This is a genomic window from Streptomyces sp. YS-3, assembly GCF_045257485.1.
In the GTDB taxonomy this organism is placed as follows: domain Bacteria; phylum Actinomycetota; class Actinomycetes; order Streptomycetales; family Streptomycetaceae; genus Streptomyces.
In genome coordinates this window covers 1-23,400 of record NZ_JBJHPC010000046.1, presented here as the reverse complement: position 1 = coordinate 23,400, position 23,400 = coordinate 1, and the positions used below count along the sequence as shown (strand labels likewise).

The 23,400-nt window shown below is 71.3% G+C and carries 20 protein-coding genes; 16 read left to right on the top strand and 4 right to left on the bottom strand.

Annotated elements, in window-relative coordinates:
* A partial coding sequence (locus tag ACJA3G_RS07090) for a RelA/SpoT family protein (RefSeq protein ID WP_406552009.1) occupies positions 1–2,410 on the top strand: 2,410 nt, incomplete at its 5' end.
* An 88-nt stretch (positions 2,411–2,498) separates the two neighbouring features.
* Here ACJA3G_RS07090 and ACJA3G_RS07085 read toward each other — a convergent pair.
* Both ACJA3G_RS07085 and ACJA3G_RS07080 read right to left on the bottom strand, forming a co-directional pair.
* Entirely contained in the window at positions 2,499–3,728 is a 1,230-nt protein-coding gene (locus ACJA3G_RS07085) for a DUF349 domain-containing protein (RefSeq protein ID WP_406552008.1), read from the bottom strand.
* Positions 3,729–3,903: 175 nt separating this feature from the next.
* On the bottom strand, positions 3,904–4,689 hold the full coding sequence (locus ACJA3G_RS07080; protein ID WP_406552007.1) for a peptidylprolyl isomerase: 786 nt from the start codon (positions 4,687–4,689) through the stop codon (positions 3,904–3,906).
* A gap of 149 nt (positions 4,690–4,838) precedes the next feature.
* Here ACJA3G_RS07080 and ACJA3G_RS07075 point away from each other — a divergent pair, with 149 nt between their 5' ends.
* From ACJA3G_RS07075 to ACJA3G_RS07060, 4 genes are all read left to right on the top strand, one after another.
* Positions 4,839–5,549: an MBL fold metallo-hydrolase gene (locus ACJA3G_RS07075; RefSeq protein WP_406552006.1), complete on the top strand. Its 711-nt coding sequence runs from the start codon at positions 4,839–4,841 to the stop codon at positions 5,547–5,549.
* A gap of 14 nt (positions 5,550–5,563) precedes the next feature.
* Positions 5,564–6,826, top strand: coding sequence for a histidine--tRNA ligase (gene hisS, locus ACJA3G_RS07070; protein ID WP_406552005.1), 1,263 nt, complete (start codon positions 5,564–5,566; stop codon positions 6,824–6,826).
* Between the two features lie 289 nt (positions 6,827–7,115).
* Positions 7,116–7,748, top strand: coding sequence for a vitamin K epoxide reductase family protein (locus ACJA3G_RS07065; protein WP_406552004.1), 633 nt, complete (start codon positions 7,116–7,118; stop codon positions 7,746–7,748).
* Positions 7,749–7,850: 102 nt separating this feature from the next.
* Complete coding sequence (locus tag ACJA3G_RS07060) at positions 7,851–9,203, top strand: replication-associated recombination protein A (protein WP_406552003.1); 1,353 nt, start codon at positions 7,851–7,853, stop codon at positions 9,201–9,203.
* 52 nt (positions 9,204–9,255) lie between these two features.
* Here the strand turns inward: ACJA3G_RS07060 and ACJA3G_RS07055 are convergent, their stop codons facing one another.
* Entirely contained in the window at positions 9,256–9,954 is a 699-nt protein-coding gene (locus ACJA3G_RS07055) for a DUF2470 domain-containing protein (RefSeq protein ID WP_406552002.1), read from the bottom strand.
* 243 nt (positions 9,955–10,197) lie between these two features.
* Between ACJA3G_RS07055 and rpsD the strand changes: the two genes are divergently transcribed.
* Positions 10,198–10,812, top strand: a complete 615-nt coding sequence (gene rpsD / locus ACJA3G_RS07050; RefSeq protein ID WP_101392271.1) for a 30S ribosomal protein S4 — start codon at positions 10,198–10,200, stop codon at positions 10,810–10,812.
* Positions 10,813–10,826: 14 nt separating this feature from the next.
* Here rpsD and ACJA3G_RS07045 read toward each other — a convergent pair whose 3' ends face one another.
* Positions 10,827–12,989 (bottom strand): ATP-binding protein, encoded by a 2,163-nt coding sequence (locus ACJA3G_RS07045; RefSeq protein WP_406552001.1) that lies wholly within the window; start codon positions 12,987–12,989, stop codon positions 10,827–10,829.
* A gap of 162 nt (positions 12,990–13,151) precedes the next feature.
* Between ACJA3G_RS07045 and ACJA3G_RS07040 the strand changes: the two genes are divergently transcribed.
* The 10 genes from ACJA3G_RS07040 (at position 13,152) to aroQ (ending at position 23,166) form a co-directional block, all read left to right on the top strand.
* On the top strand, positions 13,152–13,574 hold the full coding sequence (locus ACJA3G_RS07040) for a DUF948 domain-containing protein (protein ID WP_406552000.1): 423 nt from the start codon (positions 13,152–13,154) through the stop codon (positions 13,572–13,574).
* 7 nt (positions 13,575–13,581) lie between these two features.
* Positions 13,582–13,923 carry a DUF6167 family protein gene (locus ACJA3G_RS07035; RefSeq protein WP_406551999.1) on the top strand — a complete coding sequence of 114 codons (342 nt, stop codon included), beginning with the start codon at positions 13,582–13,584 and terminating at the stop codon, positions 13,921–13,923.
* Positions 13,923–16,607 carry an alanine--tRNA ligase gene (gene alaS / locus ACJA3G_RS07030; RefSeq protein ID WP_406551998.1) on the top strand — a complete coding sequence of 895 codons (2,685 nt, stop codon included), beginning with the start codon at positions 13,923–13,925 and terminating at the stop codon, positions 16,605–16,607. Before ACJA3G_RS07035 ends, alaS begins: the two co-directional genes overlap by 1 nt.
* On the top strand, positions 16,607–17,071 hold the full coding sequence (gene ruvX / locus ACJA3G_RS07025; RefSeq protein WP_406551997.1) for a Holliday junction resolvase RuvX: 465 nt from the start codon (positions 16,607–16,609) through the stop codon (positions 17,069–17,071). Before alaS ends, ruvX begins: the two co-directional genes overlap by 1 nt.
* A gap of 101 nt (positions 17,072–17,172) precedes the next feature.
* A complete protein-coding gene (mltG, locus tag ACJA3G_RS07020; protein ID WP_406551996.1) occupies positions 17,173–18,891 on the top strand; it encodes an endolytic transglycosylase MltG in 1,719 nt (572 codons plus the stop codon).
* A complete protein-coding gene (locus ACJA3G_RS07015; RefSeq protein WP_406551995.1) occupies positions 18,888–19,733 on the top strand; it encodes a shikimate dehydrogenase in 846 nt (281 codons plus the stop codon). The genes mltG and ACJA3G_RS07015 overlap by 4 nt, the downstream gene beginning before the upstream one ends.
* Positions 19,734–19,926: 193 nt before the next feature.
* Positions 19,927–21,111 (top strand): chorismate synthase, encoded by a 1,185-nt coding sequence (gene aroC / locus ACJA3G_RS07010; RefSeq protein ID WP_406551994.1) that lies wholly within the window; start codon positions 19,927–19,929, stop codon positions 21,109–21,111.
* A complete protein-coding gene (locus ACJA3G_RS07005) occupies positions 21,108–21,626 on the top strand; it encodes a shikimate kinase (RefSeq protein WP_406551993.1) in 519 nt (172 codons plus the stop codon). Before aroC ends, ACJA3G_RS07005 begins: the two co-directional genes overlap by 4 nt.
* Positions 21,623–22,717, top strand: a complete 1,095-nt coding sequence (aroB, locus tag ACJA3G_RS07000; RefSeq protein ID WP_406551992.1) for a 3-dehydroquinate synthase — start codon at positions 21,623–21,625, stop codon at positions 22,715–22,717. Before ACJA3G_RS07005 ends, aroB begins: the two co-directional genes overlap by 4 nt.
* On the top strand, positions 22,714–23,166 hold the full coding sequence (gene aroQ / locus ACJA3G_RS06995; protein WP_406551991.1) for a type II 3-dehydroquinate dehydratase: 453 nt from the start codon (positions 22,714–22,716) through the stop codon (positions 23,164–23,166). Before aroB ends, aroQ begins: the two co-directional genes overlap by 4 nt.
* Positions 23,167–23,400: the final 234 nt, after the last annotated feature.

Here is a 23,400-nt window from a genome sequence, read left to right as displayed (position 1 = left end):
CCAGCAGCCCGCGGCGGAGACCGAGCCGGTCGCCCCGCAGACGCCCCAGCGGCCCCTCGCGGCGGCCCCGGCCCCCAAGACCGCGTCCTCCGCGAGCCCGCCGGCCCGCACGGGCGGCGGCTCCTCCAACCGCGTCCGCGCCCGGCTCGCCCGCCTCGGGGTGCAGCGCACCTCCGCGTACAACCCGGTCCTCGAACCGCTGCTGCGGATAGTGCGCAGCAACGACCCGAAGATCGAGAGCGCCACGCTGCGCCAGGTCGAGAAGGCCTACCAGGTCGCCGAGCGCTGGCACCGCGGCCAGAAGCGCAAGAGCGGCGACCCGTACATCACGCACCCGCTCGCCGTCACCACCATCCTGGCCGAGCTCGGCATGGACCCGGCGACCCTGATGGCCGGGCTGCTGCACGACACCGTCGAGGACACCGAGTACGGCCTGGACACCCTGCGCCGCGACTTCGGCGACCAGGTGGCCCTGCTCGTCGACGGTGTCACCAAGCTCGACCGGGTCCAGTTCGGCGACGCCGCGCAGGCCGAGACCGTGCGCAAGATGGTCGTCGCCATGGCCAAGGACCCGCGCGTCCTGGTCATCAAGCTCGCGGACCGCCTGCACAACATGCGCACCATGCGCTACCTCAAGCGGGAGAAGCAGGAGAAGAAGGCCCGCGAGACCCTGGAGATCTACGCTCCGCTCGCCCACCGCCTGGGCATGAACACCATCAAGTGGGAGCTGGAGGACCTCGCCTTCGCGATCCTCTACCCCAAGATGTACGACGAGATCGTGCGGCTGGTGGCGGAGCGGGCGCCCAAGCGCGACGAGTACCTCGCCATAGTGACCGACGAGGTCCAGTCCGACCTGCGGGCCGCCCGGATCAAGGCGACCGTCACCGGCCGCCCCAAGCACTACTACAGCGTCTACCAGAAGATGATCGTCCGCGGCCGTGACTTCGCGGAGATCTACGACCTGGTGGGCATCCGCGTCCTGGTGGACACCGTCCGCGACTGCTACGCGGCGCTGGGCACGGTCCACGCCCGCTGGAACCCGGTTCCGGGGCGGTTCAAGGACTACATCGCGATGCCCAAGTTCAACATGTACCAGTCGCTGCACACCACGGTCATCGGCCCCAACGGCAAGCCCGTCGAGCTCCAGATCCGTACGTTCGACATGCACCGCCGTGCCGAGTACGGCATCGCCGCGCACTGGAAGTACAAGCAGGAGGCCGTCGCCGGCGCCTCCAAGGTGCGCACCGACGTGCCGAAGAAGGCCGGCAAGGACGACCACATCAACGACATGGCGTGGCTGCGCCAGCTGCTCGACTGGCAGAAGGAGACCGAGGACCCCAGCGAGTTCCTGGAGTCCCTGCGCTTCGACCTGTCGCGCAACGAGGTCTTCGTCTTCACCCCCAAGGGCGATGTCATAGCGCTTCCGGCGGGTGCCACGCCCGTCGACTTCGCGTACGCGGTCCACACCGAGGTCGGCCACCGGACCATAGGCGCACGCGTCAACGGCCGGCTCGTGCCCCTGGAATCGACCCTGGACAACGGCGACCTGGTGGAGGTCTTCACCTCCAAGGCGGCCGGCGCCGGGCCCTCGCGCGACTGGCTGGGCTTCGTCAAGTCCCCGCGCGCCCGCAACAAGATCCGCGGCTGGTTCTCCAAGGAGCGCCGCGACGAGGCGATCGAGCAGGGCAAGGACGCCATCGCGCGCGCCATGCGCAAGCAGAACCTGCCGATCCAGCGCATCCTCACCGGCGACTCCCTGGTCACCCTCGCCCACGAGATGCGCTACCCCGACATCTCCTCGCTGTACGCGGCGATCGGCGAGGGACATGTGGCGGCGCAGGGCGTCGTCCAGAAGCTGGTGCAGGCGCTCGGCGGCGAGGAGGCGGCCAACGAGGACATCGCCGAGTCGGCGCCGCCCTCGCGCGGACGCAGCAAGCGCCGGGCCAACGCCGACCCGGGCGTGGTGGTCAAAGGCGTCGACGACGTGTGGGTCAAGCTGGCCCGCTGCTGTACGCCCGTCCCCGGCGACCCGATCATCGGCTTCGTCACGCGCGGCAGCGGAGTCTCGGTGCACCGGGCGGACTGCGTCAACGTCGACTCGCTCTCCCAGCAGCCGGAGCGGATCCTCGAAGTCGAGTGGGCGCCCACCCAGTCCTCGGTCTTCCTGGTCGCCATCCAGGTCGAGGCGCTGGACCGCTCCCGGCTCCTGTCGGACGTCACCCGCGTCCTGTCCGACCAGCACGTCAACATCCTGTCCGCGGCCGTCCAGACGTCCCGCGACCGGGTGGCCACCTCGCGCTTCACCTTCGAGATGGGCGACCCCAAGCACCTCGGGCACGTCCTGAAGGCCGTGCGGGGAGTGGAGGGCGTGTACGACGTGTACCGGGTGACGTCGGCCCGCCGGCCCTAACCCACCCCGGGGCACACACGAAAGAGGGCCCGACCGTGGTGACACGGTCGGGCCCTCGTTCGTGCGATGCCGGAGACTGCGCCGCGCGTCAGCCCCCGAACTCCTCCAGCCCCTTCAGAGCCTGGTCGAGCAGCGCCTGGCGGCCCTCAAGCTCCTTGGCGAGCTTGTCGGCCCGGGCGTTGTTGCCCGCCGCGCGCGCCGCGTCGATCTGGCCGCGCAGCTTGTCGACGGCCGCCTGGAGCTGGCCCGTCAGACCCGCGGCACGCGCGCGTGCCTCCGGGTTGGTCCGGCGCCACTCCGACTCCTCGGCCTCCTTCAGGGCCCGCTCCACGGCGTGCATCCGGGCCTCGACCTTGGGACGCGCGTCGCGCGGCACATGGCCGATGGCCTCCCAGCGCTCGTTGATGCCGCGGAAGGCCGCGCGGGCCGCCTTCAGATCGGTCACCGGGAGGAGCTTCTCGGCCTCGACGGCCAGCTCCTCCTTGAGCTTGAGGTTCTCGGTCTGCTCGGCGTCACGCTCCGCGAAGACCTCGCCGCGCGCCGCGAAGAAGACGTCCTGGGCGCCGCGGAAGCGGTTCCACAGCTCGTCCTCGGCCTCGCGCTGGGCGCGGCCCGCGGCCTTCCAGTCCGTCATCAGCTCGCGGTAGCGGGCCGCCGTGGTGGCCCAGTCCGTGGACGACGACAGCGACTCGGCCTCGACGACCAGCTTCTCCTTGGCCTTGCGGGCCTCCTCGCGCTGCGCGTCCAGCGACGCGAAGTGCGCCTTGCGGCGCTTGGAGAACGCCGAGCGCGCGTGCGAGAAGCGGTGCCACAGCTCGTCGTCGGACTTCCGGTCGAGCCGGGGCAGGCCCTTCCAGGTGTCCACGAGCGCCCGCAGCCGCTCACCGGCCGAGCGCCACTGCTCGCTCTGCGCCAGCTCCTCGGCCTCCGCGACCAGCGCCTCCTTGGCGTGCTTGGCCTCGTCGGTCTGCTTGGCCTTCTGGACCTTGCGCTCCTCGCGCCGCGACTCGACGGTCTCGACGAGCTTGTCGAGCCGCTTGCGCAGCGCGTCGAGGTCACCCACCGCGTGGTGCTCGTCCACCTGGGTGCGCAGGTGGTCGATGGCCGCCTGGGCGTCCTTCGCCGACAGGTCGGTGGTCCTCACCCGCCGTTCGAGGAGGCCGATCTCGACAACCAGGCCCTCGTATTTGCGCTCGAAGTAGGCCAGGGCCTCCTCGGGAGTCCCCGCCTGCCACGATCCGACGACGACTTCGCCCTCGGCTGTACGCACATACACGGTGCCCGTCTCATCGACGCGGCCCCACGGGTCGCTGCTCACAGCGCCTCCTCCACATGATGCCCGCACGAGGGATCCGGCCCTCATGGCATCGTCCACAGTTTCCGGGACGGGCCTCGCCCGCCCTCCACAACGCGTTTGTCACCGCGCTGCACAACGCCAATCTAGGCGACCGGCCGCCCGGCTGTCCGCACTCAGCGCGGCCGAATTCCGCGGGTCAGTCCTTGTTGACGGCGGCCTTCGTGATGGTGACGGCCGTCTTGGGCGCACCGTCCCCGGCGCCTCCCGCCACACCCGCCTTCGCGACCTCCTGGACGGCCTTGAGCCCGGCGGCGTCCATCGTGCCGAACGGCGTGTAGGTGGGCGGCAGTTTGGTCTCCTTGTAGACCAGGAAGAACTGGCTGCCGCCGGTGTGCGGCTGGCCGGTGTTGGCCATCGCGACGGTGCCCGCCGGGTAGGTGACCGTACCGTCCGCGCCCGCCTTGCCCAGGGCCGTCAGGTTCTCGTCGGGAATCGTGTAGCCGGGGCCGCCGGTGCCGTCGCCCTTGGGGTCGCCGCACTGGAGGACGAAGATGCCCTGCGTGGTCAGCCGGTGACACTTCGTGTTGTTGAAGTAACCCTTGTCGGCGAGGGACTTGAACGAGTTGACCGTGTGCGGGGTCTTCGCCGCCGCCATCGTGAACGCGATGTCGCCCGCGCTGGTCTTCAGCGACATCGTGTACGAGGCCTTCTGGTCGATCGCCATTTTCGGCTCCGGAGCCGAGTCCTTGCTCGCCGGGGGCGTCGGCGTCTGGGAGGGGGAGGCGGCGTCCGACTTCTTGTCGTCGCTGTCGAAGGCTCCCGTCGCGAAGGCCGCCCCGCCCGCCGCGACGACCACCGCGAGGGTGGCCGCGATGACGGTGTTGCGGCGCTTGGCCTTGCGTCGGGCCTCCTCACGGCGGCGCTGCTGACGCTCGAACTTCTCCCGGGCGAGCTGGCGCCGGCGCTGATCGCTGCTGACCACCGGTGGTCTCCTTGTGCGGTGTAGTGGCGTACGGACGCGTGTACGCGCGGACTGTGCCCGTACCGTATATGGGTTCGCTGTGACAGGAGCAGCGCCGGTAGGCTCTGAACAGCCGCAATCACCCGCCGTACGAGAAACTGAGGACGATCGTGCTCATTGCCGGGTTCCCCGCCGGGGCCTGGGGGACCAACTGCTACCTGGTCGCCCCCGCCGCAGGCGAGGAGTGCGTGATCATCGACCCGGGCCACCAGGCCGCCCAGGGAGTCGAGGACGTACTCAGGAAGCATCGGCTCAAGCCCGTCGCCGTCGTCCTCACCCACGGCCACATCGACCACTGCGCCTCGGTCGTCCCGGTCTGCGGCGCCCACGACGTCCCCGCCTGGATCCACCCCTCGGACCGGTACATGATGAGCGACCCGGAGAAGGCCCTCGGCCGCTCCTTCGGCGCGCAGATCATGGGCGAGCTGACCATCGGCGAACCGGACGACGTCAAGGAGCTGACGGACGGCTCGACGCTGGAGCTCGCCGGTATGGAGCTCGCCGTGTCGCACGCGCCCGGCCATACCAAGGGGTCGGTGACGTTCGGGCTGCCCGAGGCGGAGGACATCCCTCCGATCCTGTTCTCGGGCGACCTGCTCTTCGCCGGCTCCGTCGGACGCACCGACCTGCCCGGCGGCAGCCACGCCGAGCTCCTCGAGTCGCTGGGCCGGGTGTGCCTGCCGCTCGACGACTCGACCGTGGTGCTGTCCGGCCACGGCTCCCAGACCACCATCGGCCAGGAGCGCGCCACCAACCCGTATCTGCGGCAGGTGGCCGCCGGCCCGGGAGAGGGCATCGCCTCTCCCCGACGAGGAATGTGACGAGAAGCTTCCCCATGAGTACCTTCCAGGCTCCCAAGGGCACCTACGACCTGCTCCCGCCCGACTCGGCCCGCTTCCTCGCCGTGCGCGAGGCCATCGCGGCGCCCCTGCGGCGGTCGGGCTACGGCTACATCGAGACCCCGGGCTTCGAGAACGTCGAGCTCTTCGCGCGCGGTGTCGGTGAGTCCACCGACATCGTGACCAAGGAGATGTACGCCTTCGAGACCAAGGGCGGCGACCGCCTCGCCCTGCGCCCCGAGGGCACCGCGTCCGTGCTGCGCGCGGCCCTGGAGGCCAATCTGCACAAGGCGGGCAACCTCCCCGTCAAGCTCTGGTACTCGGGCTCGTACTACCGCTACGAGCGCCCCCAGAAGGGCCGCTACAGGCACTTCTCGCAGGTCGGCGCCGAGGCGATCGGCGCGGAGGACCCGGCGCTGGACGCCGAGCTGATCATCCTGGCGAACGACGCCTACCGTTCGCTGGGCCTGCGCCACTTCCGCATCCTGCTGAACTCGCTGGGCGACCAGGAGTGCCGGCCCGTCTACCGGGACGCACTCCAGGACTTCCTGCGCGGCCTCGACCTCGACGAGGACACCCTGCGCCGGGCCGAGATCAACCCGCTGCGCGTCCTCGACGACAAGCGGGACGCGGTCCAGAAGCAGCTGGCGGGGGCGCCGCTGCTGCGCGACTACCTGTGCGACGCGTGCAAGGCGTACCACGAGGAGGTCCGCGAGCTCCTCAACGCCGAGGGCGTGGCCTACGAGGACGACCCCCGGCTGGTGCGCGGCCTGGACTACTACACCCGCACCACCTTCGAGTTCGTCCACGACGGCCTGGGCTCGCAGTCCGCGGTGGGCGGCGGTGGCCGCTACGACGGCCTCTCCGAGATGATCGGCGGCCCCGCGCTGCCGTCGGTGGGCTGGGCGCTGGGTGTGGACCGTACGGTCCTGGCGCTGGAGGCCGAGGGCGTCACCCTCGACATCCCCTCCGCGACCAGCGTGTTCGCCGTGCCGCTGGGCGAGGAGGCGCGACGGGTGCTGTTCCGCGTGGTCATGCGGCTCCGCCGGGCGGGAGTGGCAACGGACTTCTCGTACGGGGGGAAGGGCATCAAGGCGGCGATGAAGGCAGCCAACCGCTCGGGCGCCCGGTTTGCGCTCGTCGCGGGCGAACGGGACCTGGCCGAAGGCGTGGTGCAGCTCAAGGACATGGAGTCCGGGGAGCAGGAATCGATTGCCGTGGACGCTGCCGTCGACGTACTGAGCGCCAGGCTCAAGTGACGTCGGAGGGCCGGACGGGCAGCCCGTCCGGCCCTGAGCCCCGCATGTGCGGGGACCAAGCTCCCCACCGGTTCGCGTTGTTCATCGCGCCGGGGTCACCTCCGCGTGTGCGGAGCCACGTGGTAACGAAACGCAGCGGTCTTGGTGACGGCGCGAGCGAGGTAGGCGGGTCCGGACGTCAACTCGGTGCATTGCGCGTACGTCCTTTATCCGTATCGAACGCTGGAGACGCAACGGATTGCGGCACAATGGCCCGTGCCCAGCAGCCACGGAATGACGGAACGGCGATATGACCACAACAGTTGACGACGTCTCCTCCGGCCGGGAGCAGATGAGCACCGAGGGCACCGTCGGTGCCGGCCGCGCGTTCGCGTGGCTCCTGGTGATCACGGGCGCCGCCGGACTGCTCGCGGCCTGGGTCATCACGCTCGACAAGTTCAAGCTGCTGGAGGACCCGAACTTCACCCCCGGGTGCAGCCTCAACCCGGTGGTCTCCTGCGGCAACATCATGAAGAGCGACCAGGCCTCGGCGTTCGGCTTCCCGAACCCGATGCTGGGCCTGGTGGCGTACGGGATCGTCATCGCGGTCGGCATGAGCCTGCTGGCGGGCGCCCGCTTCCGGCGCTGGTACTGGCTGACCCTCAACGCGGGCACGCTCTTCGGCGTCGGATTCTGCACCTGGCTGCAGTTCCAGTCGCTGTACCGGATCAACGCGCTGTGCCTGTGGTGCTCCCTGGCCTGGGTCGCCACGATCCTCATGTTCTGGTACGTGACCTCGCACAACATCCGCCGCGGCCTGCTGCCGGCCCCGGGCTGGCTGAAGTCGTTCCTGTCGGAGTTCACCTGGGTGCTGCCGGTGGTGCACGTCGGGATCATCGGCATGCTGATCCTGACCCGCTGGTGGGACTTCTGGACCAGCTGACGCGGCTTACGGGACAGCCCCTGTTCACGCCCCGACCGGGCCTGAACAGGGGTTTTCGCCGTCCTGACGGCATTGTCAGTGGGGTGGCATAGGGTTCTTGACGTGGAGCCCGACCTGTTCACCGCAGCCGCAGAGGACCGCCAGGAGAAAGACCCGGCGGGCAGCCCTCTGGCCGTCCGGATGCGCCCGCGCGTCCTCGACGAAGTGGTCGGGCAGCAGCATCTGCTGCGGCCCGGCTCGCCGCTGCGGCGCCTGGTGGGGGAGGGGAGCGGCGGCCCCGCCGGGCCCTCCTCCGTGATCCTCTGGGGCCCGCCGGGCACCGGCAAGACGACGCTGGCGTATGTGGTGTCGAAGGCGACCAACAAGCGGTTCGTCGAGCTCTCGGCGATCACCGCGGGCGTCAAGGAAGTGCGGGCCGTGATCGACGGGGCCCGCCGTGCCATCGGCGGCTTCGGCAAGGAGACCGTCCTCTTCCTCGACGAGATCCACCGCTTCTCCAAGGCCCAGCAGGATTCACTGCTCCCCGCGGTGGAGAACCGCTGGGTGACGCTGATCGCGGCCACCACCGAGAACCCGTACTTCTCGGTGATCTCCCCGCTGCTCTCCCGCTCCCTGCTGCTGACCCTGGAGCCGCTCACCGACGACGACCTGCGCGCCCTGCTGCGCCGCGCGGTCGAGGAGGAGCGCGGGCTCGGCGGCGCGGTGACGCTGGCCGAGGACGCCGAGGCGCATCTGCTGCGGATCGCGGGCGGCGACGCCCGGCGCGCGCTGACCGCCCTGGAGGCGGCGGCGGGCTCGGCCCTGGCCCAGGAGGAGCGGGAGATCACGCTCCGGACCGTCGAGGAGACGGTCGACCGGGCGGCCGTGAAGTACGACAAGGACGGCGACCAGCACTACGACGTGGCGAGCGCCCTGATCAAGTCGATCCGCGGCTCGGACGTGGACGCGGCGCTGCACTATCTGGCGAGGATGATCGAGGCGGGCGAGGACCCGCGGTTCATCGCCCGCCGGCTGATGATCTCCGCGAGCGAGGACATCGGCCTCGCCGACCCGACCGCGCTGCCGACGGCCGTCGCCGCCGCCCAGGCGGTCGCCATGATCGGCTTCCCCGAGGCGGCCCTCACCCTGAGCCACGCCACCATCGCCCTGGCCCTGGCCCCCAAGTCGAACGCGGCGACGACCGCGATCGCCGCCGCGATGGAGGACGTCCGCAAGGGCCTGGCCGGTCCGGTCCCGCCGCATCTGCGCGACGGCCACTACAAGGGCGCGGCCAAGCTCGGCCACGCCCAGGGGTATGTGTACCCGCACGACGTGCCGGGCGCGATCGCCGCCCAGCAGTACGCGCCGGACGCGGTCGCCGACCGGCGCTACTACGAACCCACGCGCTACGGCGCGGAAGCGCGGTACGCGGACGTGGTGGAGAAGGTCCGCGAACGGCTGGGCCGGGGGGAGTAGCACCCGCCCCGGCGGCCCCGTGCCCGGGCCGCCCGGCCGGATACGGCCGTTCTCAGCCCGTCGCCGCCTCGAAGAGCCGCCGCACGGCCCGGCGCAGCGGGACGAGCCCGGTCACCGGTTCCGGGAACTCGAAGCGCGCGTCGAAGCAGCGCCCGTCGGTGTCCCGGAACCGCACCCGCAGCCCGAACCGGTCGAGCGCCAGCGGCGTGACGGATGTCATCCCCCGGTCCCCCTCGGGCCCGAGCCGGGCCACCAGCGCGCACAGCGAGCGCACCTGCTCCCCGTGGTGCGCGTGGAGGTGCTGGAGCAGCTCGGCCTCGTCCCGGACCAGCGGATCGGGCTCGGCGGCGGCGAACGCCTCGGGCTCCACCGCGCTCGCGCCCCACAGATCGTCCACGTACCCCTCCTTCACCTCCAGGCGCAGCGTCATGCTGCCGGGCGGGGCGAGGCCGGGCACGCGGGTGAGCCAGCCGGTGATCCAGGCGCGGCCCCGGATACGGTGGGGGACGGAGACCGGCGCCACATCGGTGATCTCCAGGACGGCGGAGAGCTCGTCGTCCTGGGCGTGGGTCGCGGCCCGTACGGCGGGGGAGTCGGCCGGGAAGAGCAGGAACAGATCACCCTCGGGCCCGACGTTGCGCAGCCTGGGCATCAGCAGCTCCGGGCGGGCTCCCTCAAGGCCGGTCGGAAGCAGCACGGACGAGCAGGTACTATGTACGAGAGTTCGTGTGCGCTCGGCTGCTGACGGCATCCGCGCGATTTCATGTCCGCTGGGACGCGGCTGACCACGATCTGATCGGACCTCCGTCACGTGACCGGTGGCATGCTGCGCACCGGTACCGGCCCCGTTCTGCGGGCCGGTGGAGTCGGCCCCTTCTGCGGGTGCGGCCTTCTTCGTGCTGTCCGTGATGTGACTGGTGTTCCCCGGACGAGACATACGATCTCCTTGAGTAAGGTGAGCCTAACCTAACCCAACCATGGAGGTTTGGAGAACGTGCCTAACCAGTCGCGTCCCAAGGTCAAGAAGTCCCGTGCGCTCGGTATCGCGCTGACGCCGAAGGCCGTCAAGTACTTCGAGGCCCGTCCGTACCCGCCGGGCGAGCACGGCCGTGGCCGCAAGCAGAACTCGGACTACAAGGTCCGTCTGCTCGAGAAGCAGCGTCTGCGCGCCCAGTACGACATCTCTGAGCGTCAGATGGCGCGTGCCTACGACCGCGCCAAGAAGGCCGAGGGCAAGACGGGCGAGGCGCTGGTCGTCGAGCTCGAGCGTCGCCTCGACGCCCTGGTCCTGCGTTCGGGCATCGCCCGCACCATCTACCAGGCCCGCCAGATGGTCGTCCACGGCCACATCGAGGTCAACGGTGGCAAGGTCGACAAGCCGTCGTTCCGTGTCCGTCCGGACGACGTCATCACCGTGCGCGAGCGCAGCCGTGAGAAGCACCCCTTCCAGGTCGCCCGCGAGGGTGGCTACGCCGGCGAGGGCGAGACCCCGCGCTACCTCCAGGTGAACCTGAAGGCCCTGGCCTTCCGCCTGGACCGTGACCCGAACCGCAAGGAAATCCCGGTCATCTGCGACGAGCAGCTCGTCGTCGAGTACTACGCCCGCTGATCCAGGCGCAGTAGTCAGCGTTCCGCGCTGCGGCCCGCCGTCCCCTCGCTCCGTACGGAGCGGGAGGCGGCGGGCTCTCGCGTTCTCGGGGCCGCCGCCTCCGCACGGGCCGGGGGCGCCTCGGGGACGCTTCCGGCCGTGCCCGCCCGTGCCCGGGCCACCGCCGCGTCCAGGCCGAGCCCGCGGCCCTGGCGACGGAACGTCTCGTACGCCGGGTCGCCCAGGCGCTCCCGGGCCCGCCGCTCGCACAGCACATGGGCCGCGTTGAAGCACTCCGAGCCGAACAGCGGCAGCCCCACCGACGGCCAGATCCCCTCGGCCGCCCCCTGCAGCACGGCCGCCTCCACCGGATCGCCGCCGTCCACCGCGACCAGGGCCATCAGCTCCAGCGCCAGCACCATGCCCAGCAGGTCGTGGAAGGCGTGATCGATCTCCAGGCACTCGCCGAGCAGCGCCCGCGCCCGCTCCAGGTCCTTGGCGTGCCAGGCCGCGTACCCGAGCACATACAGCGCGTACGCCCTGGCCCAGCGCTCGCCGTGGTCCTCGCAGACCTCCACCGCCTGCTCGCACATCACCACGGCCTCCTCCAGATGACCGAGGAAGGCCACCGCCATCGCCAGCTCGATCCGCGCCATCACGACGTTGCTGTTCAGCTCGCCGATCTCCGCGTACTGCGCGAGCGCCGCCCGCAGCAGCTCCTCGGCCCCCGGCATGTCGTCCGAGACCAGCGCCAGACAGCCCAGGCGGTGCACCGCGTACGCGCGCGCCACCGGGTCGCCGGTGCGCTCGGCCTCCTCGCGGCACTCGTGCAGGGCCGCGACCGCTGCCGCCGTGTCGCCGCGCAGCACCGAGACGTAGCCGAACACCCACAGCGCCTTGAGCCGGGCCCCGTCCTGGCCGCCGTCCTCGGCCTCCAGGACCAGCGCCAGCCAGTGGGCGCCCTCGGCGAGCCGCCCGCAGCCCACCCAGCAGAACCAGAGCGTGGCCGCCAGGTACCGCGCCAGACGGGTGTCCTGCCCGCAGCCGAGCGAGTGCTCCATCGCCGCCCGCAGATTGGGCAGCTCGGCCTCCACCCGCACCGCGACCTCCGCCTGGCGCGGGCTGAACCAGTCCAGCTCGCACCAGGTGGCCAGCCCCAGGTACCAGTCGCGGTGGCGCCGGCGCAGCCGCTCGGCGTCCCCGGCCGCCTCCAGCCAGTCGGCGCCGTACTCCCGTACGGTGTCGAGCATCCGGTAGCGCACGCCCGCCGGGCCGTCCTCGCGCACCACCAGCGAGTGGTCCAGGAGCTCCTGCAGCACGTCGAGCACGGACTCGGGCGGCAGGTCCGGGCCGACGCAGATGTACTCGACGGCCTCCAGGTCGAACTGCCCGGCGAACACCGAGAGCCGGGCCCACAGCAGCCGCTGGGCCGGGGTGCACAGCTCGTGGCTCCAGCCGATCGTGGTGCGCAGCGTCTGATGGCGCGCGAGCACCCCGCACCCGCCGCCGGTCAGCAGCCGGAACCGGTCGTCCAGGCGGCGCAGCACCTGCTCCACCGAGAGCGCGCCGAGCCGTCCGGCCGCCAGCTCCAGGGCCAGCGGGATCCCGTCGAGCCTGCGGCACAGCTCCAGGGCGGTCGCGGCCGACTCGCCGGTGGGGGCGAGGCCGCCGCGGACCGCGGCGGCCCGGTCGGCGAAGAGGGCCACCGCGTCCTCGTCGTCCATCGGAGCCAGCGCCAGCAGCCGTTCGCCGGCCAGCCGCAGCGGCAGCCGCCCGGCGGCGAGCACCCGCAGCCCGGGGCAGTGGCGCAACAGCGCGCACACCAGCTCCGCGCAGGCGTCCACGACCTGCTCGAAGCCGTCCAGGACGAGGAGCAGGGTGCGGTCGGCCAGGTGCTCCAGGAGGGCGCGGCGCGGCGGGCGGCTGGTGTGGTCGGTGAGGCCGAGCGCCTCCGCCACCGCGTGGTCGAGCAGGTCCGGATCGGTGACCGTGGACAGGTCCGCGACCCCGACGCCGTCGCAGTAGCGTTCCTGCACGGCCGCGGTGGAGGCGGCGTTCAGTGCCAGCCGCGTCTTGCCGACACCGCCGACCCCGACCACGGTGGTCAGCCGCGCCTCGGCCAGCAGCCCGTGCAGCGCGGCCAGTTCACGTTCTCGCCCGACGAAGCGATTCAGCTCTGAGGGCACAGGGGAGCGCATAGGACACGCAGAGTACTCAAGGGCTAGCACTGCGTACAAGCGGGTGACGGGACTCCGCTCGCGCGGGCCCCGGAATGCGGTAGGGGGCAAGACCCTCGGCGCGATAGGGTCGGGGGACAACTTTTTCTTGTCCGACGGTCGATGTGCGGGGAGCGGTGCGAAGTGTCCGGTGGAGAGGTGGCCGGGATCCTGGTGGCCGTCTTCTGGGCGATCCTGGTGTCCTTCCTCGCCGTAGTCCTCGTGCGGCTGGCCCAGACGCTGAAGGCGACGACCAAGCTGGTGGCCGAGGTGACCGAACAGGCCGTCCCGCTGCTCGCGGACGCCTCGACGGCGGTGCGCTCGGCACAGACCCAGCTGGACCGGGTCGACGCGATCGCCTCGGACGTCCAGGAGGTCACCTCCAACGCCTCGGCGCTCTCCACCACGGTCGCCTCGACCTTCGGCGGCCCGCTGGTGAAGGTCGCGGCCTTCGGGTACGGGGTGCGCCGGGCCATCGGACGGAAAACCGAGCCCGCCGAGCCGCCTCGTACGGTGATCGTCGGGCGGACTCTGCCGTCCGCGCGGCGGAGGAAGCGAAAGGGCTGAGGCTGCGATGTTCCGCCGTACGTTCTGGTTCACCACGGGCGCCGCGGCCGGTGTGTGGGCCACCACCAAGGTCAACCGGAAGCTGAAGCAGCTGACCCCGGAGTCGCTGGCCGCGCGCACCGCCGACAAGGCGATCGAGGCGGGCCACCGGCTCAAGGACTTCGCGCTCGACGTGAAGGCGGGCATGGCGCAACGCGAGTCCGAGCTCAACGACGCGCTGGGCCTGAACGCGTCCAACGTGCGCGAACTCCCGGCGCAGCGCCGCCTCGCGGCCATCGACCAACCCGACCAGCAGAACCCGAAGATCTCCTACAAGAAGATCTCGTACAACCGGAATGAGGACCACTGATGGAGTCGGCTGAAATCCGCCGCCGCTGGCTGAGCTTCTTCGAGGAGCGCGGTCACACCGTCGTCCCTTCGGCGTCGCTCATCGCGGACGACCCGACTCTGCTCCTCGTCAACGCGGGCATGGTGCCGTTCAAGCCGTACTTCCTGGGGGAGACCAAGCCGCCCGCCCCGCGCGCCACCAGCGTGCAGAAGTGCGTGCGTACGCCGGACATCGAAGAGGTCGGCAAGACCACCCGGCACGGCACGTTCTTCCAGATGTGCGGCAACTTCTCCTTCGGCGACTACTTCAAGGAAGGCGCGATCCAGCTCGCCTGGGAGCTGCTGACCAGCCCCGTGGCCGACGGCGGCTTCGGCCTGGAGCCGGAGAAGCTCTGGATCACGGTCTACCTCGACGACGACGAGGCCGAGCGGATCTGGCGCGAGAAGGTCGGCGTCCCGGCCGAGCGCATCCAGCGCCTGGGCAAGAAGGACAACTTCTGGTCCATGGGCGTCCCCGGCCCCTGCGGCCCCTGCTCCGAGATCAACTACGACCGCGGCCCCGAGTTCGGCGTCGAGGGCGGCCCGGCCGTCAACGACGAGCGGTACGTGGAGATCTGGAACCTGGTCTTCATGCAGTACGAGCGGGGCGCCGGCGACGGCAAGGAGGACTTCCCGATCCTCGGTGACCTGCCGTCGAAGAACATCGACACCGGTCTCGGCCTCGAACGTCTCGCCATGATCCTGCAGGGCGTGCGGAACATGTACGAGACCGACACCCTGCGTGTGGTCATGGACAAGGCCACCGAGCTCACCGGCGTCCGCTACGGCGACAAGCACGACACCGACGTCTCCATGCGGGTGGTCGCCGACCACATCCGTACGTCCGTGATGCTCATCGGCGACGGGGTCACCCCCGGCAACGAGGGCCGCGGCTATGTGCTGCGCCGCATCATGCGCCGCGCCATCCGCAACATGCGCCTGATGGGCGCCACCGGCCCGGTCGTCCAGGACCTCATCGACGTCGTGATCGACACCATGGGGCAGCAGTACCCGGAGCTGGTCACCGACCGCAAGCGCATCGAGACGGTCGCGCTCGCCGAGGAGGCCGCGTTCCTCAAGGCCCTCAAGGGCGGCACCAACATCCTGGACAGCGCCGTCACCGAGACCAAGGCCGGCGGCGGCACGGTCCTCGCCGGTGAGAAGGCCTTCCTGCTCCATGACACCTGGGGCTTCCCGATCGACCTCACCCTGGAGATGGCCGCCGAGCAGGGCCTCTCGGTGGACGAGGACGGCTTCCGCCGTCTGATGAAGGAGCAGCGCGAGCGGGCCAAGGCCGACGCCAAGGCCAAGAAGACCGGTCACGCCGACCTGTCCGCCTACCGCGAGGTGGCCGACGTCTCCGGCGCGACCGACTTCACCGGTTATACGCTCACCGAGAACGAGTCGCGGGTCGTCGGTCTGCTCGTCGACGGCGTGCCCTCGCCCGCCGCCTCCGAGGGCGACGAGGTCGAGGTCGTCCTCGACCGCACCCCCTTCTACGCCGAGGGCGGCGGCCAGCAGGCCGACCAGGGCCGCATCAAGCTGGAGAGCGGCGCGGTCATCGAGGTCCGCGACGTGCAGAAGCCGGTCCCCGGCGTCCACGTCCACAAGGGTGTCGTCCAGGTCGGCGAGGTCACCCTCGGCGCCACGGCCCACGCCGTCATCGACACCCGGCGCCGGCGCGCCATCGCCCGCGCCCACTCCGCCACCCACCTCACCCACCAGGCCCTGCGCGACGCGCTCGGCCCGACGGCCGCCCAGGCCGGTTCGGAGAACTCGCCGGGCCGCTTCCGCTTCGACTTCGGCTCGCCCGCCGCCGTTCCCGGCACGGTCCTCACCGACGTCGAGCAGAAGATCAACGAGGTGCTCGCCCGGGAACTGGACGTCCAGGCCGAGGTCATGTCGATCGACGAGGCCAAGAAGCAGGGCGCCATCGCCGAGTTCGGCGAGAAGTACGGCGAGCGCGTGCGCGTGGTCACCATCGGGGACTTCTCCAAGGAGCTCTGCGGCGGCACGCACGTCCACAACACCGCCCAGCTGGGCCTGGTGAAGCTGCTCGGCGAGTCGTCCATCGGCTCCGGCGTGCGCCGGATCGAGGCCCTGGTCGGCGTCGACGCGTACAACTTCCTCGCCCGTGAGCACACGGTCGTCGCCCAGCTCCAGGAGCTGGTCAAGGGACGCCCCGAGGAGCTGCCGGAGAAGATCTCCGCCATGCTCGGCAAGCTGAAGGACGCCGAGAAGGAGATCGAGAAGTTCCGCGCGGAGAAGGTGCTCCAGGCCGCCGCCGGGCTCGCCGAGGGGGCCAAGGACGTCCGGGGCGTCGCCCTGGTCACCGGCCGGGTGCCGGACGGCACCTCCGCCGACGACCTGCGCAAGCTCGTCCTCGATGTGCGCGGCCGGCTGGACCAGCGCTCGGGCGCTTCGGACCGCCCGGCCGTGGTGGCCCTGTTCAGCACGGCCAACGGCCGCCCGGTGACGGTGATCGCCACCAACGAGGCCGCCCGCGAGCGCGGTCTCAAGGCCGGTGAGCTGGTGCGTACCGCCGCCAAGACCCTCGGTGGCGGCGGTGGCGGCAAGCCCGACGTCGCCCAGGGCGGCGGCCAGAACCCGGACGCGATCGGCGACGCCGTCGACGCCGTCGAGCGCCAGGTCGGCGAGACCGTCTGATGCGACGCGGACGACGTCTCGCGATCGACGTCGGGGACGCCCGGATCGGGGTCGCCTCGTGCGACCCCGACGGGGTCCTCGCCACGCCGGTGGAGACCGTGCCGGGACGTGACGTCCCGGCCGCCCACCGGCGGTTGCGCCTGCTCGTCGAGGAGTACGAGCCGATCGAGGTCGTCATGGGGCTGCCTCGCTCCCTCAGCGGGGGCGAGGGGCCGGCGGCCGTCAAGGTGCGCAAGTTCGCCCATGAACTGGCGAAGGGGATCGCTCCGGTTCCGGTCCGGCTGGTCGACGAGCGTATGACGACGGTCACGGCCACCCAGGGGCTGCGCGCCTCCGGGGTGAAGGCGAAGAAGGGCAGGTCGGTCATCGACCAGGCAGCTGCGGTGATCATTCTTCAGACCGCGCTTGAGGCCGAACGGGTGTCAGGACGCCCGCCCGGCGAGGGCGTCGAAGTGGTTATCTGATCGCGATACGGTAACGTTCCGCGCGATGCGGCGACATTCGAACAGCAGCCGCACAGCAAAAGAGGCGGACCGTCCGGATGCCTCGCGGCTCTAGGGGACCGATGACTGAGTATGGCCGGGGCGCAGGCTCCGAACCGTGGCATCCCGAGGATCCTCTCTACGGGGACCAGGGGTGGGGCGCGCAGCAGACCGCGCCCGGTCAGGCTCCGTACGGCGATCAGCAGCACCCTCAGCAGCAGTACGCCCAGCAGCATCCCCAGCACCAGCAGCATCCGGAGCACCAGCAGCACCCCCAGCACGAGCAGCATTCTCAGCAGCAGTACGCGCAGCAGCCGCAGGAGTCCTACGGCCAGCAGCCGCACTACGGCGAACAGCCCCAGCAGGGCTACCCGCAGGAGCAGCAGTACGCCCAGCAGGCCCAGTACCACGCGGGATGGGACACCGGCCAGCAGGCCGCCATGCCCTACGCGGGCCAGCAGACCGAGGGCTACCCGGGCTACGGCGCCGAGAACCAGGACTACTACGCCACGCCCGAGGCGTATCCGCCGCCGCAGCCCCCCGGGCAGCGGCGGACGGTGCCCGAGCAGGCACTCGAGTGGAACCCCGAGGAGCCGGAGCCCGAGGAGGAGAACCACCCGTTCTTCGGCGGCGACGGTGACGGGCCCGACGCCGACGAGGACGAGGAAGAGCCGCGCTCCCGGCGGGGCGGCGGCCGTGACCGCCGGGGCAAGAGCAAGAAGAAGGGCAAGAGCGGACGCGCCTGCCTGGTGCTCGTGGTGGTCTTCTCGCTGGGCGTGGGCGGCGCGGGCTACTTCGGCTACCAGTTCTGGCAGAAGAAGTTCGGCGCGGCCCCCGACTACGTGGGAGCCGGCTCCACCCCCATCCAGGTGGAGATCCCGCAGGGCGCCGGCGGCTACGAGATCGGCAGCATCCTGGCGAAGGCCGGGGTGGTCAAGAGCCAGGGCGCCTTCGTCTCCGCGCAGAACGAGAACCCCAAGGGCAAGACCCTCCAGGCCGGTGTCTACACCCTCAACAAGGGGATGTCGGCGGCCAACGCGGTCGCCGCCATGCTCAACCCGGCGAGCCGCAACAACCTCATCATTCCCGAGGGCAAACGCAACGCCTGGGTCTACGAACAGATCGACAAGCGCCTCGAACTCAAGGCGGGCACGACCAAGGACATCGCCAAGAGCCAGGCGACGAAGCTCGGCCTGCCCGACTGGGCCAACGACAACAAGGACATCCAGGACCCGCTGGAGGGCTTCCTCTACCCGGCCAGCTACCCGGTCGCCAAGGGCACCAAGCCCGAGGAGGTGCTGCGCAAGATGGTCGCGCGCGCCAACACCGAGTACGGCAAGGTCGACCTGAAGGGCATGGCGTCCAAGCTCGGCCTGAAGTCGCCGCTCCAGCTCATCACCGTCGCCAGCCTCGTCCAGGCGGAGGGCAAGTACAAGCACGACTTCGACAAGGTCGCGCGGGTCGTCTACAACCGCCTCAAGCCCAACAACACGGAGACCTACGGCCTGCTCGACTTCGACTCCACGGTCAACTACGCCAAGAGCCAGTCGACCCTGGACATCGGTGCCGTCAAGCACCTGCGGGACTTCAAGCACCCGTACAACACGTACTACATCCACGGCCTGCCGCCCGGCCCCATCGGCAACCCCGGTGAGTCCGCGCTGCACTCGGCGCTCAACCCGACGCCCGGCCCGTGGTACTACTTCGTCTCCGTCACCGAGAACAACACACTGTTCGCGGTCACCAACGAAGAGCACGAGCAGAACCGCAGGAAGTACGAAGAGGAGAAAGCCGGCCAGTGAGCGCTACGAGCCAGGAGAGCGGTGCGCGACGGGCGGCCGTACTGGGGTCGCCCATCGCCCACTCGCTCTCCCCGGTGCTGCACCGCGCCGCCTACCGGGAACTCGGCCTCACCGACTGGTCCTACGACCGCTTCGAGGTGGACGAGGCCGCGCTGCCCGGCTTCCTCGGCGGACTCGACCGGTCGTGGGCGGGGTTCTCGCTCACGATGCCGCTGAAGCGGGCGGTCATCCCGCTGCTCGACGGCATCAGCGACACCGCCTCCTCGGTGGAGGCGGTCAACACCGTCGTCCTCACCGCCGACGGACGCCGCTACGGCGACAACACCGACATCCCCGGCATGCTGGCCGCCCTGCGCGAGCGCGGTGTGGAACGGGTCGGCTCGGCCGCGGTGCTCGGCGCGGGCGCCACGGCGTCCTCCGCGCTCGCCGCCCTCGCCCGTATCTGCACGGGAGAGGTCACCGCGTATGTGCGCAGCGCCGCCCGGGCCGAGGAGATGCGGGGCTGGGGCGAGCGGCTCGGGGTGGCCGTGCGCACCGCCGACTGGGCGGACGCGGCCGAGGCCTTCGGGGCGCCGCTGGTCGTCGCCACCACCCCGGCGGGCACCACCGACGCGCTCGCGGCGGCCGTGCCCGAACGGCCCGGCACCCTCTTCGACGTCCTCTACGACCCCTGGCCGACCCCGCTGGCGGGTGCCTGGGCCGGGCGCGGGGGAGCGGTCGTGGGCGGCCTCGACCTCCTGGTGCATCAGGCGGTGCTCCAGGTGGAGCAGATGACCGGCGTGGCGAAGGCCCCGCTGGCGGTCATGCGCGAGGCGGGCGAGCGGGCCCTGGCCGCCCGCTGAGCCGTACCTCCCGGGGGCGCGGGGACCCGCGGGACGGGTCCCGGGCGGCCCGCACCCGGCCGGGAAGCCCGTCCGCCGGCTGGACCGGTCCCGGGCCACCCCCGTGGACGTGGGAGGATCAGGGGTGGCGGGCCAGGGCCGCGCACCCGGCCGCGCTCGTAGGACCAGGACGCGCGAGCTACGAGGAGCACCGTTGAGCAGGTTGCGCTGGCTGACCGCGGGGGAGTCGCACGGCCCCGCACTGGTGGCGACGCTGGAGGGCCTTCCGGCCGGCGTCCCGATCACCACGGAGATGGTGGCGGACCACCTGGCCCGGCGGCGCCTGGGCTATGGACGCGGCGCGCGGATGAAGTTCGAGCGCGACGAGGTCACCTTCCTCGGCGGCGTCCGCCACGGCCTGTCGATGGGCTCGCCCGTCGCGATCATGGTCGGCAACACCGAGTGGCCCAAGTGGGAACAGGTCATGTCGGCCGACCCGGTGGACCCGCAGATCCTCGCGGACCTCGCCCGCAACGCGCCGCTGACGCGCCCCCGGCCGGGCCACGCGGACCTGGCGGGCATGCAGAAGTACGGCTTCGACGAGGCACGTCCGATCCTGGAGCGCGCCAGCGCCCGGGAGACGGCGGCCCGGGTCGCCCTGGGCGCGGTCGCCCGCTCCTACCTGAAGGAGACGGCCGGCATCGAGATCGTCTCGCACGTGGTCGAACTTGCATCCGCGAAGGCTCCGTACGGCGTCTACCCGACCCCGGCCGACGTCGAGAAGCTGGACGAGGACCCGGTGCGCTGCCTGGACGCGGACGCGTCGAAGGCGATGGTCGCGGAGATCGACCAGGCCCACAAGGACGGCGACACCCTCGGCGGTGTGGTCGAGGTCCTGGCGTACGGCGTGCCGGTGGGCCTCGGCTCGCACGTGCACTGGGACCGGCGTCTGGACGCCCGCCTCGCCGCCGCCCTGATGGGCATCCAGGCGATCAAGGGCGTCGAGGTCGGCGACGGCTTCGGCCTGGCCCGCGTCCCCGGCTCCCAGGCGCACGACGAGATCGTGAACACCGCCGACGGCGTCAGGCGCACCTCGGGCCGCGCGGGCGGTACGGAGGGCGGTCTGACCACCGGCGAGCTGCTGCGCGTACGCGCCGCCATGAAGCCGATCGCGACCGTGCCCCGGGCCCTTGCCACCATCGACGTGGTGACGGGCGAGGCGGCCAAGGCGCACCACCAGCGCTCGGACGTGTGCGCGGTGCCCGCCGCCGGGATCGTGGCCGAGGCCATGGTCGCGCTCGTCCTCGCGGACGCGGTGGCGGAGAAGTTCGGCGGCGACTCGGTTCCCGAGACCCGCCGCAACGTCCGGTCCTACCTCGACAACCTCCAGATCCGGTGAGCACCGGTCCGCTGGTCGTCCTGGTCGGCCCGATGGGCTCGGGCAAGTCCACCGTGGGCGCGCTGCTCGCCGAGCGGCTCGGCGCGCCCTACCGGGACACCGACGCCGACATCGTGGCCGCCCAGGGCCGCCCGATCGCCGACATCTTCGTCGACGAGGGCGAGCCGTACTTCCGCGAACTGGAGCGGGAGGCGGTGCGCGCCGCGCTCGCCGGGCACACCGGTGTGCTCGCCCTCGGCGGCGGCGCCGTCCTGGACGCGTCCACGCGCGCGCTGCTCGCCGGTCTGCCGGTCGTCTATCTGTCCATGGACGTCGAGGAGGCGGTGAAGCGGGTCGGCCTCAACACCGCCCGCCCGCTCCTGGCCGTCAACCCGCGCCGCCAGTGGCGCGAGCTGATGGAAGCCCGGCGCCATCTGTACACCGAAGTCGCCAGGGTCGTCGTCGAGACCGACGCCCGTACCCCCGAAGAGGTCGCGCAGGCGGTCCTCGACGCACTGGAGCTGAAATCCGCATGAGCGAGCAGGCACCCACCCGGATCCACGTCGGCGCCACCGCCGGGACGGACCCGTACGACGTGCTCGTCGGCCGCAACCTCCTCGCCGAACTGTCCGGCCTGATCGGCACCAGGGCCCGCAAGGTCGCCGTCATCCACCCGGAGGCGCTGGCCGGCACCGGCGACGCCCTCCGCGAGGACCTGGCCGCGCAGGGCTACGAGGCCATCGCCATCCAGGTGCCCAACGCCGAGGAGGCCAAGACCTACGAGGTCGCCGCCTACTGCTGGAAGGCGCTGGGCCAGTCCGGCTTCACCCGGACCGACGCCGTCGTCGGTGTCGGCGGCGGCGCCACCACCGACCTCGCCGGCTTCGTCGCCGCGACCTGGCTGCGCGGGGTGCGCTGGGTGTCGGTCCCGACCACCGTGCTCGGCATGGTCGACGCCGCCGTGGGCGGCAAGACCGGCATCAACACCGCCGAGGGCAAGAACCTGGTGGGCGCCTTCCACCCGCCCGTGGGCGTCCTGTGCGACCTCGCCGCGCTCGACTCGCTGCCGGTCCACGACTTCGTCTCCGGCATGGCCGAGGTCATCAAGGCCGGCTTCATCTCCGACCCGGTCATCCTCGACCTGATCGAGGCCGACCCGGCGGGCGCCCGCACCCCCGAGGGCCCCCACACGGCCGAGCTGATCGAGCGCGCGATCCGGGTGAAGGCCGAGGTCGTCTCCAGCGACCTCAAGGAGTCGGGGCTGCGCGAGATCCTCAACTACGGGCACACCCTCGCGCACGCCATCGAGAAGAACGAGCGCTACAAGTGGCGCCACGGCGCCGCCGTCTCCGTCGGCATGGTCTTCGCGGCCGAGCTGGGCCGGCTCGCCGGGCGCCTCGACGACGCCACCGCCGACCGGCACCGCTCGATCCTGGAGTCGGTGGGCCTGCCGCTCACCTACCGCGCCGACCAGTGGCCCAAGCTGGTCGAGAACATGAAGCTGGACAAGAAGTCGCGGGGCAACCTGCTGCGCTTCATCGTCCTGGACGGCCTCGCCAAGCCGACGGTCCTGGAGGGCCCGGACCCGGCGGTGCTGCTCGCCGCCTACGGCGAGGTGTCGTCGTGAGCCGCCGCGTCCTGGTCCTGAACGGCCCCAACCTGGGCCGGCTGGGCTCGCGCGAGCCGGACGTGTACGGGGCGACGACGTACGCCGGTCTCGTCGAGGTCTGCCGCGGCCTCGGCGAGGAGCTCGGGCTCGACGTGGAGGTCCGCGAGACCAACGACGAGGGCGACATGATCCGCTGGCTCCACGAGGCGGCCGACGGAAAGATTCCGGTCGTTCTCAACCCGGGCGCGTTCACCCACTATTCGTACGGAATGCGGGACGCCGCCGCCCAGCGCACCGCCCCGCTCATCGAGGTGCACATCTCGAATCCGTACACCCGTGAGGAGTTCCGCCACACCTCCGTGGTGGCGGCCGTGGCCAGCGGCACGGTCGCGGGCTTCGGCATCGGCTCCTACCGCCTGGCGCTGCGCGCCCTCGCCGACGAACTCACCGGCGAACTCGGCGGCTGACCGGGCACCTTCGCCGCACCCCGGCCGTTCACACTGCGGCGGCCGGGGAAGGTACGGTTCTGGACCGGACGCCCGACGGGCGTCGAACCAGCGCCAGTTGCCTTGTACGAGACGGAGTGGCACCGGATGCAGCACGAAGCGGGAGCGCCGCTTCCGCCGTCCCACGCCCCTGGGTGCGGCCCCGGGGCGGACTGGGCCTTCGCCGCCCACCAGTCCGCCGGGCCCCTCGGCGGG

Coding starts and splice junctions, on each gene's coding strand:
- hisS (WP_406552005.1), top strand. CDS start 5,564: ATGAGTACCTTCCAGGCTCCCAAGGGCACCTACGACCTGCTCCCGCCC.
- ACJA3G_RS07065 (WP_406552004.1), top strand. CDS start 7,116: ATGACCACAACAGTTGACGACGTCTCCTCCGGCCGGGAGCAGATGAGC.
- ACJA3G_RS07055 (WP_406552002.1), bottom strand. CDS start 9,954: ATGCCGTCAGCAGCCGAGCGCACACGAACTCTCGTACATAGTACCTGC.
- ACJA3G_RS07045 (WP_406552001.1), bottom strand. CDS start 12,989: ATGCGCTCCCCTGTGCCCTCAGAGCTGAATCGCTTCGTCGGGCGAGAA.
- ACJA3G_RS07035 (WP_406551999.1), top strand. CDS start 13,582: ATGTTCCGCCGTACGTTCTGGTTCACCACGGGCGCCGCGGCCGGTGTG.
- alaS (WP_406551998.1), top strand. CDS start 13,923: ATGGAGTCGGCTGAAATCCGCCGCCGCTGGCTGAGCTTCTTCGAGGAG.
- ruvX (WP_406551997.1), top strand. CDS start 16,607: ATGCGACGCGGACGACGTCTCGCGATCGACGTCGGGGACGCCCGGATC.
- mltG (WP_406551996.1), top strand. CDS start 17,173: ATGACTGAGTATGGCCGGGGCGCAGGCTCCGAACCGTGGCATCCCGAG.
- aroB (WP_406551992.1), top strand. CDS start 21,623: ATGAGCGAGCAGGCACCCACCCGGATCCACGTCGGCGCCACCGCCGGG.